Consider the following 17,819-nt stretch of genomic DNA (forward strand, 5'->3'; position numbering starts at 1 on the left):
TGGTATACCACAAGCTGTTTCCATCCTGCACCCTCCAAAACAAAGAGAGCCCGCCATGGCCTTTAACAGCATTGAGGAAATCATCGAAGACTACCGCCTGGGCAAGATGGTGTTGCTGGTGGATGACGAAGATCGGGAAAACGAAGGCGACTTGCTGCTCGCCGCCGATTGTTGCAATGCCCAGGCGATCAGCTTCATGGCCCGCGAAGCACGCGGGCTGATCTGCCTGACCCTGACCGATGAGCACTGCCAACGCCTGGGCCTCGAACAGATGGTGCCAAGCAACGGCAGTGTGTTCAGCACCGCTTTCACGGTGTCCATCGAGGCCGCCACGGGCGTGACCACCGGTATCTCCGCCGCTGACCGGGCGCGCACCGTCGCCGCCGCTGTTGCTCCTGATGCGGGGCCGACGGACATTGTGCAACCGGGGCATATCTTCCCGCTGCGGGCCAAGGAAGGCGGCGTACTGACCCGCGCCGGGCATACCGAAGCCGGATGCGACCTGGCGCGCCTGGCAGGCTTCACGCCGGCATCGGTGATTGTCGAAGTCATGAACGATGACGGCACCATGGCGCGCCGCCCGGACCTGGAAATTTTCGCCCGCAAGCACGGGATCAGGATCGGCACCATCGCCGACCTGATCCACTACCGCCTGAGCACCGAGCACACCGTGGTGCGCATCGGTGAGCGGGAACTGCCGACGGTGCACGGTATCTTCCGCTTGTTCACCTTTGAAGATCGCATCGAAGGCGGCGTGCACATGGCGATGGTCATGGGCGACATCCGCCGGGAAGAACCGACACTGGTGCGCGTGCATGTGATCGACCCGCTGCGCGACCTGGTGGGTGCCGAGTACAACGGCCCGTCCAACTGGACGTTGTGGGCGGCGCTGCAACGGGTCGCCGAGGAAGGTCGTGGCGTGGTGGTGGTGCTGGCCAACCACGAGTCATCCCAGGCGTTGCTCGAGCGTGTGCCGCAACTGACCCAGCCGCCACGGCAATTCAGCCGTTCCCAATCGCGCATCTATTCTGAGGTGGGGACTGGCGCGCAGATTCTGCAGGACCTGGGTGTCGGCAAGCTGCGGCATTTGGGGCCACCGCTCAAGTATGCCGGGTTGACCGGGTACGACCTGGAGGTAGTGGAGAGCATTCCTTTTACCGGGTAGGCCTGTGCCCCATTTCCTGTGGGAGCGAGCTTGCTCGCGATGACAATGGACCTGTCGACATCAATGGCGACTGACAAACCGCTATCGCGAGCAAGCTCGCTCCCACAAGGTTCATGGACATAGGAAAAATCCGCGTCAGGCAGATAGCCGGTACGGCAAAACCCTTGCAGAAAGTTTGGAATACCATAATATGATATTCCATCGACCGAACGCTTCTGCCTACCCTGGCGCGGTCACTTGCAAGACCCGCTTGACCCAAAGCTCCCGATAAGTGGGCGAACAGAAGCCCACTCAATAAACACAACAATGAGGGCGTGAACATGGTGTTGAAGAAAAGTGCAGCCGCAATTCTTTTTGCCGGCCTGCTGAGTGTCACCAGCCAGGCGACGATAGCCGCTGAAAGCGTCAACTTCGTCAGTTGGGGCGGCAGCACCCAGGACGCGCAGAAGCAGGCCTGGGCCGATCCATTCAGCAAGGCCAGCGGCATCACCGTGGTCCAGGATGGCCCGACCGACTACGGCAAACTCAAGGCCATGGTCGAAAGCGGCAACGTGCAATGGGACGTGGTCGACGTCGAGGCAGACTTCGCCTTGCGCGCCGCCGCCGAAGGCCTGCTCGAACCCCTCGATTTTTCGGTCATCCAACGCGACAAGATCGACCCGCGTTTCGTCTCCGACCACGGTGTCGGCTCGTTCTATTTCTCCTTCGTACTCGGCTACAACGAAGGCAAGCTCGGTTCGGGCAAGCCAACGGATTGGTCCGCGCTGTTCGACACCAAGACCTACCCCGGCAAGCGCGCCCTCTACAAATGGCCAAGCCCTGGCGTGCTGGAACTGGCCCTGCTGGCCGATGGCGTGGCGCAGGACAAGCTCTATCCGCTGGACCTGGACCGCGCCTTCAAGAAACTCGACACCATCAAGAAAGACATCGTCTGGTGGGGCGGCGGCGCCCAGTCCCAGCAATTGCTGGCGTCCGGCGAGGCCAGCATCGGCCAGTTCTGGAACGGTCGGATCTATGCCTTGCAACAGGACGGCGCGCCCGTCGGCGTGAGCTGGAAGCAGAATCTGGTCATGGCCGACATCCTGGTTATCCCGAAAGGTGCGAAAAACAAGGCCGCCGCCATGAAGTTCCTGGCCAACGCCAGCAGCGCCAAGGGTCAGGCAGACTTCTCCAACCTGACCGCCTACGCCCCCGTCAACGTTGACAGCATCGCGCGCCTGGATTCGGTGCTCGCCCCCAACCTGCCGACCGCCTACGCCAAGGATCAGATCACGCTGGATTTTGCGTACTGGGCCAAGAACGGTCAGGACATCGCGACACGGTGGAATGAATGGCTGGTCAAATGAAAATGGCGGCAGCGGCAACCCCTCGCACCGGGGGCGCCGTCGGCGCTGCCGGTCCGGCCGTGGCGCGCAAGCAGACGCCGTCGTTGATGCAGCGCTGGCGCGGCGCCGGCAACCTGATTCCTGCGCTGCTGTTCCTCGGCCTGTTCTTCCTGGCGCCACTGATCGGCCTGCTGCTGCGCGGCGTGCTGGAACCCGTGCCGGGCCTGGGCAACTACGAGCAGCTGTTCGCCAATTCGGCTTACGCCCGGGTGTTGTTCAACACCTTCTCGGTGGCCGGGCTGGTGACGTTGTTCAGCCTGCTGCTGGGCTTCCCGCTGGCCTGGGCCATCACCCTGGTGCCCCGTGGCTGGGGCCGCTGGATGTTGAACATCGTGCTGCTGTCGATGTGGACCAGCCTGCTGGCCCGCACCTATTCCTGGCTGGTGCTGTTGCAGGCCTCGGGCGTTGTGAACAAGGCATTGATGGCCCTGGGCATCATCGACCAGCCGCTGGAGATGGTGCACAACCTCACCGGCGTGGTGATCGGCATGAGCTACATCATGATCCCGTTTATCGTCCTGCCGCTGCAGGCGACCATGCAAGCCATCGACCCGATGATCCTGCAGGCCGGTTCCATCTGCGGCGCCAGCCCCTGGACCAACTTCTTCCGGGTGTTCCTGCCGCTGTGCCGGCCGGGGCTGTTCTCCGGCGGGCTGATGGTCTTCGTCATGTCCCTCGGTTACTACGTGACCCCGGCCCTGCTGGGCGGCGCGCAGAACATGATGCTGCCGGAATTCATCATCCAGCAGGTGCAGTCGTTCCTCAACTGGGGCCTGGCCAGTGCCGGTGCTGCCTTGTTGGTGGCGATCACCCTGGTGTTGTTCTACTTCTATCTGAAGCTCCAGCCGGAATCCCCGGTGGGCGCCAGCAACGCGAGGTAAGCCGTCATGCTCCTGACTCCCAATGCCATGAGCCGACGCATGCGGTTCGGCCTGTATTTCACCACCGGGCTGATCGCGCTGTTCCTGCTGCTGCCCATCGTGTTCATCGTGCTGCTGTCGTTCGGCTCGTCGCAGTGGCTGGTATTTCCGCCGCCGGGCTGGACCTTCAAATGGTACGGCCAGTTCTTCTCCAACCCGGACTGGATGAGCGCCGCGCTGACCAGCCTCAAGGTCGCGGTGCTGACCACCGTCTGCGCCGTGGCCCTGGGCCTGCCTACCGCGTTTGCTCTGGTGCGCGGGCGCTTCCCCGGCCGGGAAATGCTCTACGGCTTGTTCACCCTGCCGATGATCGTGCCGCTGGTGATCATCGCCGTGGCGGTCTACGCGCTGTTCCTGAAACTCGGCTACACCGGGACGATGTTTGCCTTCGTGGTCAGCCATGTGATCGTCGCGCTGCCGTTCACCATCATCTCGATCATCAACTCGCTCAAACTGTTTGACCAATCCATCGAGGACGCAGCGGTGATCTGCGGCGCCTCGCGCCTGCAAGCGGTGTTCAAGGTGACGTTCCCGGCGATTCGCCCGGGCATGGTCGCCGGCGCCTTGTTCGCATTCCTGGTGTCGTGGGACGAGGTGGTGCTGAGCGTGATGATGGCCAGCCCGACCCTGCAGACCTTGCCGGTAAAAATGTGGACCACTTTGCGCCAGGACCTGACGCCTGTGATCGCCGTCGCTTCGACGCTGCTGATCGGTCTCTCGGTGCTGGTAATGGTGATCGCCGCCGCCCTGCGCCGGCGCAACGAAATCAGCGCTTGAGCGCCTAGGAGAACACGATGAGTGCCGTCAAAGACCCCGCACAGCAGAACAACAAGACCCTGGTCAGCCTGCGCAACCTGAACAAGCACTACGGCGACTTTGCCGCCGTGGACAATATATCCCTGGAGATCCAGGACGGTGAATTCCTGACCTTCCTCGGCTCCAGCGGCTCGGGCAAGAGCACCACCCTGTCGATGCTGGCCGGTTTCGAAACCCCCAGCAGCGGCGAGATCCTGGTGGATGGCAAATCCCTGGTCAACGTGCCGCCGCACAAGCGCGACATCGGCATGGTGTTCCAGCGCTATTCGTTGTTCCCTCATCTGTCGGTGCGCGACAACATCGCCTTCCCGCTGGCGATCCGCAAACTGGCCAGCGCCGAGCGCGAGCGCCGGGTCGATGCCATGCTCAAGCTGGTGCAATTGGGAGAGTTCGCCCATCGGCGCCCTTCGCAACTGTCCGGCGGACAACAACAGCGCGTGGCAATTGCCCGGGCGCTGGTCTATGAACCGCGCATCCTGCTGATGGACGAACCTCTCGGCGCGCTGGACAAAAAGCTGCGCGAAGATTTGCAGGACGAACTGCGCCAGTTGCACCGCCGGCTGGGCATCACCATCGTCTACGTCACGCACGACCAAGAAGAAGCCATGCGCCTGTCCCAGCGCATCGCGATCTTCAGCCACGGCAAGATCGTCGGCCTGGGCAGTGGCTACGACCTCTACCAGAATCCACCGAATGCCTTTGTCGCCTCGTTCCTGGGCAACTCCAACTTCCTCAAGCTCAAGGCCCAGGGCAATGCCGCGGCGACCTTCGAAGGCCAGTCACTGTCGATCCGCCTGACCACCGGCCTGCAAACCGACCAGGACGTGCTGCTGATGGTCCGCCCGGAAAAAGCCCTGGCCCTGAGTGTCGAGCAGGCGACCCAGGACACCCTGCCCGCCGGCTGGAACGAAGTCTCGGCCAAGGTCGTGGAGGTGCTTTTTCTTGGCGAAAGCCAGACCTGCAGCGTGGTGACGTCCGGCGGCACTCACATGACCGTCAAGGCACTGTCCGCCGCCGGCATGCCGCTCAAGGCCGGCGACCCGGTGCGGGTGCGCTGGGCCGCCGCCGATGCCTGCGTCTACACCCAATGGGCCGAGAGCGACCTGAACAAGGCCGCCGGCGCCCACTGAGAATACTGCGTCATAACCGCCTGCGTGCGAGGACTGCGAAATGATCGATGCCAACCTCTACAAACAAGTCATGGGTTCGTTCCCGTCCGGGGTGACGGTGATCACCACGCTGGACGATGACGGACAAATCGTCGGGTTGACCGCCAGCGCCTTCAGTTCATTGTCGATGGACCCGGCCCTGGTGCTGTTCTGCCCCAACTACAGCTCCGATTCCTACCCGCTGCTGATCCGGAACAAACGCTTCGCCATCCACGTGCTTTCCGGCGGCCAGCAGAACGAAGCCTACGCGTTCGCCCGCAAAGGCAAGGACAAGGCCCAGGGCATCGAATGGACCTTGAGCGAGCTGGGCAATCCGTTGTTGAGCAACGCCACCGCCATCATCGAATGCGAACTGTGGCGTGAATACGAGGGTGGCGACCACGCCATCATGGTCGGCGCCGTGAAGAACCTGATCGTGCCGCAACACACACCGGGGCCGCTGGTTTATTGCCACGGCAAGATGGGCGCCCTGCCCGTCCTCGCCTGAACCGATCGTCAACAATAAAGAGAAAGCGCCATGAAATTTTCCCTGTTCGTACACATGGAGCGCTGGGACGAAAGCGTCAGCCATCGCCAGTTGTTCGAAGACCTCAGCGAGCTGACGCTGATGGCCGAAGCCGGCGGTTTCAGTACCGTGTGGATCGGCGAACACCACGCCATGGAATACACCATTTCGCCAAGCCCGATGCCGCTGCTGGCGTACCTGGCCGGCAAGACCACGACCATTCACCTCGGCGCCGGCACCATCATCGCGCCGTTCTGGCACCCGCTGCGAGTGGCTGGCGAATGCGCGTTGCTCGACGTTATCAGCAACGGCCGCATGGAAGTCGGGCTGGCCCGGGGTGCCTATCAGGTGGAATTCGACCGCATGGCCGGCGGCATGCCTGCCTCCTCCGGCGGCCAGGCATTGCGGGAAATGGTCCCGGTGGTGCGCGCCCTGTGGCAAGGCGACTACGCCCACGACGGCGAGATCTGGAAATTCCCCACTTCCACCTGCGTGCCCAAGCCCATCCGCAAGCCTCATCCGCCGATGTGGATCGCCGCCCGCGACCCTGACTCGCACAACTTCGCCGTCGCCAATGGCTGCAACGTGATGGTCACGCCTTTGATGAAAGGCGATGAAGAAGTCCAAGACCTGAAGAACAAATTCCAGGCCGCCCTGGACAACAATCCCGACGTGCCACGTCCGCAATTGATGGTGCTGCGCCACACCCATGTGCACGCCGAGGACGATCCCGAGGGCTGGAAGATCGGTGCCCAGGCAATCTCGAAGTTCTATCGCACCTTCGATGCCTGGTTCGGCAACAAGCAGGTGCCGGTCAACGGTTTCCTGGCGCCAAGCCCGGAAGAAAAATTCGCCGAGCGCCCGGAGTTTCAGCTGGAGAACATCCGCAAGAACACCATGATCGGCACGCCGCAAGAGATCATCGAACGGATCAAGTACTACCAGGAACTGGGCGTGGACGAGTTCAGCTTCTGGTGCGACAACAGCTTGCCGCATGCCGAGAAGAAAAAATCCCTGGAGTTGTTCATCCAACAGGTGGTTCCAGCGTTTCGCTGATCCTGTGGGAGCGGGCTTGCTCGCGAAGGCGTCGGGTCAGTCAGATCATTGTTTACTGACGCTCCGCTTTCGCGAGCAAGCTCGCTCCCACAAGGGGATCGGTGGTATACGCAAATCTTGAGAGCCCCCAAAAAACTGTGGGAGCGAGCTTGCTCGCGATGGCGGCCTTAAGCAGAGACAAAAATGCCCGGACATCAATGCCCGGGCATTTTTATTCAAGCACTGCGATCAGAACGTCACGCTGGCGCTCAATCTGGCAGTACGCGGCTCGCCGACGTTGACCTGCAACTGGCTCCCGGTAGACGACGGGTAGTACTGCTTGTCGAAGAGGTTGTCGACGTTCAACTGCAACGAGGTCTTTTGTCCGAACACCGGCGACTCCCAGCGCAGGAACGCGTCGGCGACGGTGTAGCTGCTGAGCCAGAAATCGTTGGCGTTGTTGGCGGCGCGTTCACCGACATACCGCGCTCCGGCCCCGGCGTGCCAGGCGCCGAATTCGGCCGGCACGTTCAGATGGTGGCTGAGGTACAGGCTGGCGGTGTGCTTGGGAGCATCGGCCAGACGGTGACCTTCGTTTCTTGGATCATCCAGTATTTCGGTGTGGGTGTAGGCGTAGGTGCCGATCAAGTCCCACCGCTCGGCCAAACGTCCGGTGATGTCCAGCTCAAGGCCTTGGGAGCCGACCTTGCCGGCGGCTTCGGCGATGTTCTGCCCGCCGACCAGGGTGGTAGTGACGACGTTCTTCTTGACGATATCGAACAACGCTAGATTAATATTCAGCCCCGGCAGCGGATCGTACTTGGCCCCGATTTCGTAGCTGCGGCCCTCTTCCGGCTTGAAGGTGCTGAGGTTGTCATCCACGGTATCGTTGGGCTTGAACGAACGACTGTAGTTGCCATACAGCGACAGGTCCTCGGTGGCCTTGTAGACCAGGCCCAGGAACGGCACGAAGGCATCGCCGTTGTCGTCGCGAACCGGCACGCTCGTGATCGACCCTTGCTTGCTGAACTGATCGTAGTGTTGATAACGACCACCAAAGACCAGAATCCAGCGATCATCCAAGTGCCAGTTGTCCTTCAGGTACACCGAGCTGGACGTCAGCTGGTTACTCAGGTTGCTCTGGGCGGGGTTGATGACGCTGGGCTGCGCCAAACCTCCGTACACCGGCGCCGTGATATCGAAGCCGCCCCGCACTGGCCCGCGGTAGGTCTTGCCACGGTACTGGTCAGACACCTGATTATCGGCACCGACCAGCAGGTCATGGCGCTGGCCGAACAGCTCCTGCTTGCCGATGAAATCCCAACTGGCGTAACGGGTTTCATCATCGTAGTGAGCGCCGTTGGCGGCTCGCCGCAGAGTATTGCCGACCAGCGAGTTGGGCTGGGCAATCGCAAGACTGTAGCGGTCATTGTTCCAGCCGTAGGTCACCCGGGTTTTCCACGCCTCGCTCAACTCGTACTCGAACCGCGCGGTGGCCGTCTCGCGGATCCCGATGCTCTTGGCCCAAGGCTCGTCCAGGCGCTTGTCATAGTCGATGTCGGCCGGATGCCCATTCTTGAACACCGTGCCACGGTCAAACGGGTTGGAATATTCGTTGTACTCATAACTCAGGTTCAACGAAGCACGCTCACCGGTCCAGGCCAGCGATGGCGCCACCAGCGTGCTCTCGTTGACGCCGTAGTTGCGCCAGTAATCCTCATGGCCGCGTTCGGCGATCAGGCGATAGGCCAACCCGGTGTCGCCCAACGGCCCGGTGGTGTCCAGGGCCATGGTGCCGCCGCCCTCGCTGTAGGCGGAACCGCTCAATGTGGTGCTCTGGGTGTATTCGGGCTTCTTGCTGATGACGTTGATCAGGCCACCCGGTTCCAGCGCGCCGTACAACATAGAGGCCGGGCCCTTGAGCACTTCGACTCGCTCAGTGGTGGCGCTGAAGTTATGGCCCAGGTTCGAACGCACACCATCGCGCAGGATCGAACCGTCATCGTTGGTGCCAAAACCGCGCTTGACCAGCGAGTCCCGGGAGCCCCCCAGGGTGTTGCCCTGGCTGACGCCGCTGACGAACTTCATCGCGTCGTTCAGCGAGCGCACCTGGTAGTCCGCCAGGGTCTGCTGGGTCACCACGTTGATCGACTGCGCCTCTTCCTTGATCGGTACATCGCTCTTGCTCGCCGTGCTGGCTTGCGTCGCCGTGTAGCCTTCGTCCTGAATGATCCGACTGCCTTGCACATCCGTGGTGGGCAGTTCAAGGGTGTCCTGGGCCTTCAAGGGGCTTGCCATGAAACAGCAGGACAGCGCAGGTAAAACACATTTGACGAGGGCATTGCGGTAAGCGAGGGGGGTGGAACGATTCAAGACGCTGCACTCATGGGGGGGATGTGAATGAGAGCGAATATACTTTGAGAATCATTCCCAGTAAATCTTTTGTATCAAATTGATAGCGCTATACACCCTGTAGGAGCGAGCCTGCTCGCGAAAGCGGTGGGTCTGCCAGCATTGATGCTGGCTGTACCTGCGCCTTCGCGAGCAAGCTCGCTCCCACAAAGTGATATCAAATCGCCCTGCTACCCTAAAGCTTTGGCGTCAGCGGTCGAATGTATTCCATTCAGTGATTTTTTTGCCCAGGAGCAGCGGCATGCAGACGTTAAAGGCCTTGTACGAGTCTATCGAGATGCAATTCTTCGATACCCTCACCAAAAAGCTTTCAAGCCTTTTCCTGCTGGTCGTCGTCAGTGGCCTGCTGTACTGGGTCGCCGTCAGTGCCCGGGCCGATATTCTCGTGCAGTTGCGCACGGCCCAACTGGACGCCGCGCTGCTGGGCCAGATCGAAGATCGCCTCGACAGCCTCACCCATGCCCTGCTCTTCGGCGCGCTCCTGACGTTCGGCATGATCAGCTTCATGGTCTGGTATTTCCGCCACCTCATCGTGCGCCCCGTCACTGTGATGACCAAGGCGCTGGAAGAGATCGCCAACGGCGAAGGCGATTTGTCCAAGGACTTGCCGCTGGTCACCCATGACGAGATCCGCACGCTGGCCGCCACCTGCAACCGCTTCCTGGCCAAGCAGCGCGAGATCATCAGCAACGTCCAGGCCTTGACGGTGCACATTGCCGTGGAGTCGGCCCGTTCATTGAAGAACATCAGCGACTCCAGCGACAGCGCGACCCACCAGGCGCGCTTCGCCAAGGAAGTGATGGACCAGAGCAACACCGCCGTGGGCCGTATCGAAGAAGTCTCGCGCCAGACCCAGGGCATCTCCAGCACCACCGCGCAGAACCTGAACATGGCCCGCGATTCCTATGCCGAGTTGCTGGAAGTGACCGGCAACATCAGCGAGATCTCCAGCAGCCTGGGTGAATTCGCCACGCTGGTGGACGCGCTGAACCAGCGTTCGTCGAGCATCAAATCCATCGTCGGGCTGATCCAGCAGATTTCCGCCCAGACCAACCTGCTGGCACTCAACGCCGCCATCGAAGCGGCGCGCGCCGGGGAAAGTGGCCGTGGCTTCGCCGTGGTCGCCGATGAAGTGCGCACCCTGGCGCAAAACGTCAGCCGGGCTACCGACGATATTTCGCGCAACATCGACGCGATGCTCCAGGAGGTCAGCTCCACCCACGAGCAGACCACCCAGATCAGCCACAGCGCCCGGGAAACCCAGAAGGTAGTGGAACGCGCCTCTGGCCATTTCGAGAGCATGATCGTCGACTTCGAGTCCACCAACGGCAAACTGGCGGATATCGCCGACCACATCCAGCAGTTCGCCGACTCCAACACCGGTATCAACGAACGCGTCACCCAGATCCATGCCGACAGCCAGTCGATCGACCAGCGCATGCAGCAGTCGGCGACCGCCACCCGCGATCTGTCCGGTGTTGCCGAGAAGGTCCAGACGCTGCTGGGCCGCTTCGTGCTCGGCCACGGCAAGCTGGACGCGGCCATCACCCGCGCCAGCGAATGCCGCGACACGCTGCAGGTTCAGCTGCAGGCGCTACAGGAACAAGGCGTCAACCTGTTCGACCAGAATTACCAGCTGATCCCGGGTACCGATCCCAAGCAATACATGGCCAGCTACACCGAACGCTTCGCCCGGGTCTGCCAGGAAGAATGCGACAAGCTGACCCGCAGCACGCCGGGCGGCAAGGTCTCGTTCATCGTCGATACGAAGGGCTATTGCCCGGTCAACAACAGCTGGGTGTCCAAGCAACCCACTGGCGACCGCGCGGTCGACCTGCCGGTGTGCCGCAACAAGCGGATCTTCAACGACCCTATCGGCCTGCGTGCGGCGGGCAACGTCCAGCGCTTCCTGCTCCAGACCTACCTGCGCGACACCGGGGAAATCATGACCGAGATCGACGTACCGTTCTTCTTCGGCGGCCGTCACTGGGGCAACCTGCGGGTGGGGTTTGATGCGGCGGTGTTGCTGGCTGACTGATCAAAGGATCAAGCCAGACAATTGTGGCGAGGGAGCTTGCTCCCGCTCGGCTGCGCAGCAGTCGCAAGACGGGCGATGCGGTCAGCCTGAAGAACCGCCGGGGCCTGCTGCGCACGCCAGCGGGAGCAAGCTCCCTCGCCACATTGGCCTTTCTGCGCACATACAATCCTGAGTCTGCCCCACAAGGGCATCTGTGGCACATGCAAATCCTGGGTCCAACCGAAAACAACTGTGGGAGCGAGCCTGCTCGCGAAGGCGTCAGGTCAGTCGACATCTTCATCGACTGACACTCCGCTTTCGCGAGCAGGCTCGCTCCCACAAGGGCATCTGTGGCGCATGCAAATCCTGGGTCCAACCCAAAACAACTGTGGGAGCGAGCTTGCTCGCGAAGGCGTCAGGTCAGTCGACATCATCCTTGACTGACACTCCGCTATCGCGAGCAGGCTCGCTCCCACAGGGGATTACTTCAGTTCAACAGCATTTGGGGCCACCCTTGCCACCGTAACGGGCTTCCTGGCGTTCTCGGAAGAACGCCTCGTAGTCCATCATCGGCTTGTCGGGGTGCTTGGTTTGCATGTGCTCGACGTAGTTGTCGTAGTCGGGCATGCCGACCATCAGGCGGGCGGCCTGACCGAGGTATTTACCGAGGCGACTCAAGTCATTGAACATCGTTGCAATCCCCTGTCAAGCGTCCGGCAGCGCCTGGAATGGCGCTTCCTTGTCCGTGCGTTCTTTCGTGCCCCAGGCGGCGATGCCGACCTTGAGCGCGTAGAACAGGATGCTGAAGACCACGAACAGGAACAACACCGTCAGCGTTGCGTTGGTGTAGGCGTTGAACACCACGTGCTGCATCTGCTCGATGCTCTTGGCCGGGGCCAGGATCTGGCCGGCGGCCAGGGCATCGTTGTATTTGCGCGCCAGGGCCAGGAAGCCGATCGCCGGGTTGGCGTCGAACAGCTTGATCAGGCCTGCGGTGGTGGTGCAGATCAGCAGCCAGCTGGCCGGCAGCAGCGTGACCCAGACGTAGCGCTGGCGCTTCATCTTGATCAGCACCACGGTGGCGAGCATCAGCGCGATACCGGCCAGCATCTGGTTGGAGATGCCGAACAGCGGCCACAAGGTGTTGATGCCGCCCAGCGGATCGATCACGCCCTGATACAGCAAGTAACCCCACAGCGCGACGCAGCCGGCGGTGGCGATCAGGTTGGCGGTCCACGATTCGGTGCGCTTGAGGGCCGGGACGAACGAGCCGAGCAGGTCCTGCAGCATGAACCGCCCGGCACGGGTGCCGGCGTCTACCGCGGTGAGGATGAACAGCGCTTCGAACAGGATCGCGAAGTGGTACCAGAACGCCATGGTGTTCTCACCCGGCAGCACCGAGTGGAGGATCTGCGCGATACCCACCGCCAGGGTCGGCGCACCGCCGGCACGGGCCAGGATGGTGGTCTCGCCGATGTCCTTGGCCACCGCTTGCAGCGCGTCGGGGGTGATTGCAAAACCCCAACTGCTGACGGTCTGGGCCACGGCCACCACGTCGGTGCCGACGATCGCCGCCGGGCTGTTCATGGCGAAGTACACGCCCGGCTCGATCACCGAGGCCGCGACCATCGCCATGATCGCCACGAACGACTCCATCAGCATGCCGCCGTAACCGATGTAGCGCGCGTTGGTTTCGTTATCCAGCAGCTTGGGCGTGGTGCCTGAGGAGATCAGCGCGTGGAAACCCGAGACCGCGCCGCAGGCGATGGTGATGAACAGGAACGGAAACAGACCGCCCTTCCACACCGGTCCGGTGCCGTCGGTGAACTGGGTCAGCGCCGGCATTTTCAGCTCGGGCATGGTCACCAGGATGCCGATCGCCAGGGCGATAATGGTGCCGATCTTGAGGAAGGTCGACAGGTAGTCCCGTGGCGCCAGGATCAGCCACACCGGCAGCACCGCGGCGACAAAGCCGTAGCCGATCAGCATCCAGGTGATCTGGATCCCGGTGAAGGTGAAGGCCTTGGCCCAGACCGGGTCGGCGGCGATCTGCCCGCCCAGCCAGATCGAACCGAGCAGCAACAGCACGCCGATGAGCGAGATTTCACCGATGCGGCCCGGGCGGATGTAGCGCATGTAGATGCCCATGAACATCGCGATCGGGATGGTCGCCATCACCGTGAAGATGCCCCACGGGCTCTCGGCCAGGGCCTTGACCACGATCAGCGCCAGCACCGCGAGGATGATGATCATGATCAGGAAGCAGCCGAACAGCGCGATGGTGCCGGGGATGCGGCCCATTTCCTCGCGCACCATGTCGCCCAGCGAGCGACCGTTGCGGCGGGTCGACAGGAACAGGACCATGAAGTCCTGCACCGCACCGGCCAGCACCACGCCGGCGATCAGCCAGAGCGTGCCGGGCAGATAGCCCATCTGCGCCGCCAGCACCGGCCCGACCAGCGGCCCCGCGCCGGCAATGGCCGCGAAGTGGTGGCCGAAAAGGATGTGTTTGTTGGTCGGGACGTAGTCCAGGCCATCGTTGTTGAGCACGGCGGGCGTGGCCCGGCGCGCATCGAGTTGCATCACGTTGTTGGCGATGAAGAGGCTGTAGTAGCGGTAGGCGACCAGGTAGATGGCCACGGCCGCGACGACGATCCAGAGGGCGTTGATCGGCTCTCCGCGGCGCAGGGCCACGACGCTCAACGCACACGCTCCCAGAACAGCCACGGCAAACCAGGCGAGGTGTTTAACCAGACGGGTTGTCATTGCATGTCTCCTGCCGATATCCAATGGATTGCGGCGATTGTTTTTATAGTGTGGCCCCGGCAATTCGGAGCTGGCCCAATATCCCTGCTGGCCGTCAATAAATAAATCCGTAGTACTACGTAGATGCCAATTCCTCCCTGTGGGAGCGAGCCTGCTCGCGAAGGCGTCGGATCAGTCAGCATTGTCGTTACCTGACACACCGTCTTCGCGAGCAGGCTCGCTCCCACACAGGCTCGCTCCCACAGGTTTTATGTTTCACCCATGGGTTTGGCATATGATGCCGCCATTCGCCTCCCCGCCGGATCCGGACAGGAGTACAGATGCTGCTCAAACACAAGATCGTCGCTCTCGGGATCCTGCCGCTGGTCCTGGCGATTGCCGTTATTGGTGCCTTGGTCATCTCGCTCAATCGCCAGTTGGGTGACCAACAGGCGCAGCTGATCGAAGACAGTATCCTGGCCAGTAAACGCGCCGAGCTGAAGAACTACGTAGAGATGGCGCAGAGCCTGATCGCCCCGTTGTACAACGACGGCCAGGGAGATGCGCGGGCACAACAGCAGGTGCTGGAAGAACTGCGCAAGCTCAGCTTTGGCATCAACGGTTATTTTTTCGTCTACGACCGCCAGGGTCGCAGCCTGATGCATGCCCGCCAGTCGGAGCTGGTGGGGCAATATCTCTGGGACATGAAGGATCCTCAAGGCCTGCCCGTCATCCAGGCCTTGCTCAAGAGCGCCGAATCAGGCGAAGGCTTTCAGCGCTATGCCTGGAACAAGCCCTCCTCCGGCCAGGTAACCGACAAGCTCGCCTACGTCGTGATGCTTGATCGTTGGGGCTGGATGCTGGGCACCGGGATCTACCTGGAAGACGTCGAACGCGCCACCCAGCAGGCTCGCGCCGAAGTGGCCCAGGGCATCCACACCACCATGCAGGCCATCGCCGCCATCGCGTTGGTCGCGGTGCTGCTGGTGTTTGCCGGCGGCATCACCCTCAATGTCAGCGAGCATCGCCTGGCCGACAAGAAACTGCAGCGCTTGAACCAGCGTATCGTCAGCTTGCAGGAGGAAGAGCGCTCGCGGGTGTCTCGCGAACTCCACGACGGCATCAGCCAGCTGTTGGTTTCGATCAAGTTCCAGTTCGAACTGGCCAGCCATGTGATCGAGAACGGCCAGGAAAATGGCCTCGGCATCTTGAAGAATGCGACCGATCGACTGGGCGAAGCGATCGGTGAAATCCGTAGCATTTCCCATGATTTGCGTTCCTCGTTGCTCGATACCCTGGGCCTGCCCGCCGCCATCGGCCAGCTCGCGGCGGAATTCGAACAGCGCAGTGGCCTGGAAGTGTCCTACCGAAGCAACGAATTCGACTGTCGCCTGGAAAACGGCGCCCCGGTCTCGCTGTTCCGGATTGCCCAGGAGGCGCTGACCAACATCGAGCGACACGCCGGGGCGAAACGAGTCGCCATCACCCTGTTCGGTTCGGGCCAATCCCTGCGCCTGACCGTGGTGGATGACGGGATGGGCTTCAACGTCCCGCAGGTCGAGCGTGGTCACACCGGCATCGGCCTGCGTAATATCCGCGAACGGGTCGAGCATTTTGGCGGGCGGCTGGAAATGACCTCGGTTCCGGGACGAAGCGAACTGGATATCCTGTTGCCCATGACCCTGTCGGCCACGGAAAGTTGATGCGCGTTCATTTCCACAAGAGCACCTGCCCATGACCCTGCCCCCCGCCATACGCGTCGCCCTGGTCGACGATCACTCGCTGGTTCGTGATGGTATTCGCGCGCTGCTGTCCGTCATGTCTCGCCTGGACGTGGTCGGCGAAGCGGAGAACGGCGCGCAGGCGATCGACATGGTCGGGCGCTGCCAGCCGGACCTGCTGCTGATGGACATCGGCCTGAAGGACATGAACGGCCTCGAGCTGACCCGGCTGCTGGGCAAGCAATACCCCGGCTTGAAGATCCTCATCCTGAGCATGTACGACAATCATGAGTACATCAGTGAATCCGTGCGCGCCGGTGCCAGCGGTTACGTGCTGAAGAATTCACCTTCCAAAGAGATCATTGCCGCCATCGAAGCCATCATCGGCGGCGGCACCTTCTACAGCGCCGAGATCGCCCAGCGCCTCGCCACCGACCCGAACACCGACAGCGAACTGACGCCGCGCGAGAGCCAGGTCCTGGCGAAAATGGTCGAGGGGCTCAACAACAAGGAAATGGCCCGTGAACTGGACATCAGCGTACGTACCGTCGAAACCCACCGCCTGAGCATCCGCCGCAAACTCAATATCGACAAGCCTGCGGCGCTGGTGAAATACGCGATCGATCACGGACTTGTTTCCCGCTAGCGAGGGAGCTTGCCTGGCTGCCTTCCGAGCAACACCAAAGCCACTACAAACGACAGCGCCACGGCGATGGCGCCGCCCAGGTAAACCGCACCAATGCCCCAGCCACTCGCCAGCAGGCCGGCCAGCGGGCTGGTGATGCCCAGGGCAATATCGAGAAAGGCGACATAGGCGCCCATGGCGAGACCGCGAGCCTGTGGTGGTGCGCGCCGCACCGCCTCCACGCCAAAACCGGGAAACGCCAGGGAATAACCGAAACCGGTGAGTGCCGCCCCCAGGTAGGCGCTGGTCGCGCTGTCGGCGCTCCAGATCAGCAGCAGCCCAACGCTTTCGATCAACACACAGACCAGTGCCACACGGGCGCCACCAATCTTGTCCGGAAGGTGCCCGAACAGCAGCCGCGCACCGATGAACGCCACGCCGAACGCGGTGAATGCCAACGAAGCGTTGCCCCACTCCCGGGCCGCGAACAACAGGGCGATAAACGCCGTGAGAACACCAAAACCGACGCTGCAGAACGCCAACCCCAAGCCAGGAACCCAGACGGCGCCGAGCATCTTGTAGAACGGTGTACGCCGGGTCGCCGTAGGGGCGACGGCGCGCACGCCGGCGACAATCGCCAAGGCCAGCAGCGGCACGAACATCGAGGCCAGGACGATGCCCACGAAGCCCCAACCGGCATTCAACGCAACACCGAGCGGCGCACCCAGTGCGTAGGCGCCGTACATGGCGATGCCGTTCCAGGCCATGACCTTGCCGGCATGCTGCGGCCCCACCAGGCCGATGCCCCAGCCCATCGCTCCGGTGACGATGAGGCTTTCCCCGATCGCCAGCAGCACGCGGCCGCCCGACAAAAGCCAGACCGACGTAACCGGCTCGGCAACGAACGCCAGGGAAAGCAGATAGACCAGCCCGGAAACGGCGGCCGTTACCAGCCCGGCCATGACCGCGCGCTTGCCGCCACGCAGGTCGGCAAAGTTGCCGGCCCAGGCCCGTGACAGCAGCGCCGCGGCGAACTGTGCCCCGACCACCAGGCCAATCACCAGCGTGCCCATGCCCAGCGTGTCATGCAGGTGCAGCGGCAAGACCGGCAATTGCATGCCGATGGTGAGGAAACCGACAAACACGGTCAGTGTGAGCGGCAACAGCTTGAGCGCCGGATTGGCCTCGACGGTTGCCCCGAGCGCCGATGCGGCGCCGAGATGAAGTTTTTCTTGAGTCATGACCCTGCCCATGGAAAGGAAGCGAAGTGAAGTTGAACGGCGTCTGTGCAGCCGACTAGAATG

Annotated in this window: 14 protein-coding genes; 10 read left to right on the forward strand and 4 right to left on the reverse strand. The window is 62.1% G+C overall.

The features are described from left to right. Positions 1-55 precede the first annotated feature (55 nt). The 7 genes from ribBA to J3P86_RS15395 all read left to right on the forward strand — a co-directional run bounded on the left by ribBA (position 56) and on the right by J3P86_RS15395 (position 7,016). Positions 56-1,165: a bifunctional 3,4-dihydroxy-2-butanone-4-phosphate synthase/GTP cyclohydrolase II gene (gene ribBA / locus J3P86_RS15365; protein ID WP_434698346.1), complete on the forward strand. Its 1,110-nt coding sequence runs from the start codon at positions 56-58 to the stop codon at positions 1,163-1,165. A gap of 320 nt (positions 1,166-1,485) precedes the next feature. Then, positions 1,486-2,511 (forward strand): ABC transporter substrate-binding protein, encoded by a 1,026-nt coding sequence (locus J3P86_RS15370; RefSeq protein WP_434698347.1) that lies wholly within the window; start codon positions 1,486-1,488, stop codon positions 2,509-2,511. Beyond that, a complete protein-coding gene (locus J3P86_RS15375; protein ID WP_434631275.1) occupies positions 2,508-3,431 on the forward strand; it encodes an ABC transporter permease in 924 nt (307 codons plus the stop codon). Before J3P86_RS15370 ends, J3P86_RS15375 begins: the two co-directional genes overlap by 4 nt. Before the next feature lie 6 nt (positions 3,432-3,437). After that, on the forward strand, positions 3,438-4,247 hold the full coding sequence (locus tag J3P86_RS15380) for an ABC transporter permease (RefSeq protein ID WP_003182131.1): 810 nt from the start codon (positions 3,438-3,440) through the stop codon (positions 4,245-4,247). 17 nt (positions 4,248-4,264) lie between these two features. After that, positions 4,265-5,416 (forward strand): ABC transporter ATP-binding protein, encoded by a 1,152-nt coding sequence (locus J3P86_RS15385; protein ID WP_434698348.1) that lies wholly within the window; start codon positions 4,265-4,267, stop codon positions 5,414-5,416. Positions 5,417-5,456: 40 nt separating this feature from the next. Beyond that, positions 5,457-5,942, forward strand: a complete 486-nt coding sequence (locus tag J3P86_RS15390; protein WP_434657263.1) for a flavin reductase family protein — start codon at positions 5,457-5,459, stop codon at positions 5,940-5,942. Positions 5,943-5,972: 30 nt separating this feature from the next. Then, on the forward strand, positions 5,973-7,016 hold the full coding sequence (locus J3P86_RS15395) for an LLM class flavin-dependent oxidoreductase (RefSeq protein ID WP_434698349.1): 1,044 nt from the start codon (positions 5,973-5,975) through the stop codon (positions 7,014-7,016). A gap of 228 nt (positions 7,017-7,244) precedes the next feature. Here J3P86_RS15395 and J3P86_RS15400 read toward each other — a convergent pair whose 3' ends face one another. Further along, positions 7,245-9,293 (reverse strand): TonB-dependent siderophore receptor, encoded by a 2,049-nt coding sequence (locus J3P86_RS15400; RefSeq protein WP_434698350.1) that lies wholly within the window; start codon positions 9,291-9,293, stop codon positions 7,245-7,247. 355 nt (positions 9,294-9,648) lie between these two features. Here J3P86_RS15400 and J3P86_RS15405 point away from each other — a divergent pair, with 355 nt between their 5' ends. Next, positions 9,649-11,445: a methyl-accepting chemotaxis protein gene (locus tag J3P86_RS15405; RefSeq protein WP_434698351.1), complete on the forward strand. Its 1,797-nt coding sequence runs from the start codon at positions 9,649-9,651 to the stop codon at positions 11,443-11,445. A gap of 471 nt (positions 11,446-11,916) precedes the next feature. Here the strand turns inward: J3P86_RS15405 and J3P86_RS15410 are convergent, their stop codons facing one another. Next, positions 11,917-12,114 carry a YbdD/YjiX family protein gene (locus tag J3P86_RS15410; RefSeq protein WP_003182142.1) on the reverse strand — a complete coding sequence of 66 codons (198 nt, stop codon included), beginning with the start codon at positions 12,112-12,114 and terminating at the stop codon, positions 11,917-11,919. 15 nt (positions 12,115-12,129) lie between these two features. After that, positions 12,130-14,190 (reverse strand): carbon starvation CstA family protein, encoded by a 2,061-nt coding sequence (locus tag J3P86_RS15415; protein WP_434573701.1) that lies wholly within the window; start codon positions 14,188-14,190, stop codon positions 12,130-12,132. Positions 14,191-14,510: 320 nt separating this feature from the next. Between J3P86_RS15415 and J3P86_RS15420 the strand changes: the two genes are divergently transcribed. Next, positions 14,511-15,872 carry a cache domain-containing protein gene (locus J3P86_RS15420; protein ID WP_434601032.1) on the forward strand — a complete coding sequence of 454 codons (1,362 nt, stop codon included), beginning with the start codon at positions 14,511-14,513 and terminating at the stop codon, positions 15,870-15,872. A 31-nt stretch (positions 15,873-15,903) separates the two neighbouring features. Further along, on the forward strand, positions 15,904-16,536 hold the full coding sequence (locus J3P86_RS15425) for a response regulator (protein WP_434698352.1): 633 nt from the start codon (positions 15,904-15,906) through the stop codon (positions 16,534-16,536). Here the strand turns inward: J3P86_RS15425 and J3P86_RS15430 are convergent. Next, positions 16,533-17,756, reverse strand: a complete 1,224-nt coding sequence (locus J3P86_RS15430) for an arabinose transporter (protein ID WP_434698353.1) — start codon at positions 17,754-17,756, stop codon at positions 16,533-16,535. The genes J3P86_RS15425 and J3P86_RS15430 overlap by 4 nt on opposite strands. Positions 17,757-17,819: the final 63 nt, after the last annotated feature.

Source organism: Pseudomonas sp. D1-1, assembly GCF_051132225.1.
GTDB lineage: Bacteria > Pseudomonadota > Gammaproteobacteria > Pseudomonadales > Pseudomonadaceae > Aquipseudomonas.

What these genes read in the sequence shown, in the direction of transcription:
- J3P86_RS15370 (WP_434698347.1), top strand. Translation starts at nt 1,486, where the DNA reads ATGGTGTTGAAGAAAAGTGCAGCCGCAATTCTTTTTGCCGGCCTGCTG.
- ribBA (WP_434698346.1), top strand. Translation starts at nt 56, where the DNA reads ATGGCCTTTAACAGCATTGAGGAAATCATCGAAGACTACCGCCTGGGC.
- J3P86_RS15410 (WP_003182142.1), bottom strand. Translation starts at nt 12,114, where the DNA reads ATGTTCAATGACTTGAGTCGCCTCGGTAAATACCTCGGTCAGGCCGCC.
- J3P86_RS15375 (WP_434631275.1), top strand. Translation starts at nt 2,508, where the DNA reads ATGAAAATGGCGGCAGCGGCAACCCCTCGCACCGGGGGCGCCGTCGGC.
- J3P86_RS15420 (WP_434601032.1), top strand. Translation starts at nt 14,511, where the DNA reads ATGCTGCTCAAACACAAGATCGTCGCTCTCGGGATCCTGCCGCTGGTC.
- J3P86_RS15400 (WP_434698350.1), bottom strand. Translation starts at nt 9,293, where the DNA reads ATGGCAAGCCCCTTGAAGGCCCAGGACACCCTTGAACTGCCCACCACG.
- J3P86_RS15405 (WP_434698351.1), top strand. Translation starts at nt 9,649, where the DNA reads ATGCAGACGTTAAAGGCCTTGTACGAGTCTATCGAGATGCAATTCTTC.
- J3P86_RS15395 (WP_434698349.1), top strand. Translation starts at nt 5,973, where the DNA reads ATGAAATTTTCCCTGTTCGTACACATGGAGCGCTGGGACGAAAGCGTC.
- J3P86_RS15380 (WP_003182131.1), top strand. Translation starts at nt 3,438, where the DNA reads ATGCTCCTGACTCCCAATGCCATGAGCCGACGCATGCGGTTCGGCCTG.
- J3P86_RS15385 (WP_434698348.1), top strand. Translation starts at nt 4,265, where the DNA reads ATGAGTGCCGTCAAAGACCCCGCACAGCAGAACAACAAGACCCTGGTC.
- J3P86_RS15430 (WP_434698353.1), bottom strand. Translation starts at nt 17,756, where the DNA reads ATGACTCAAGAAAAACTTCATCTCGGCGCCGCATCGGCGCTCGGGGCA.
- J3P86_RS15390 (WP_434657263.1), top strand. Translation starts at nt 5,457, where the DNA reads ATGATCGATGCCAACCTCTACAAACAAGTCATGGGTTCGTTCCCGTCC.
- J3P86_RS15415 (WP_434573701.1), bottom strand. Translation starts at nt 14,190, where the DNA reads ATGACAACCCGTCTGGTTAAACACCTCGCCTGGTTTGCCGTGGCTGTT.
- J3P86_RS15425 (WP_434698352.1), top strand. Translation starts at nt 15,904, where the DNA reads ATGACCCTGCCCCCCGCCATACGCGTCGCCCTGGTCGACGATCACTCG.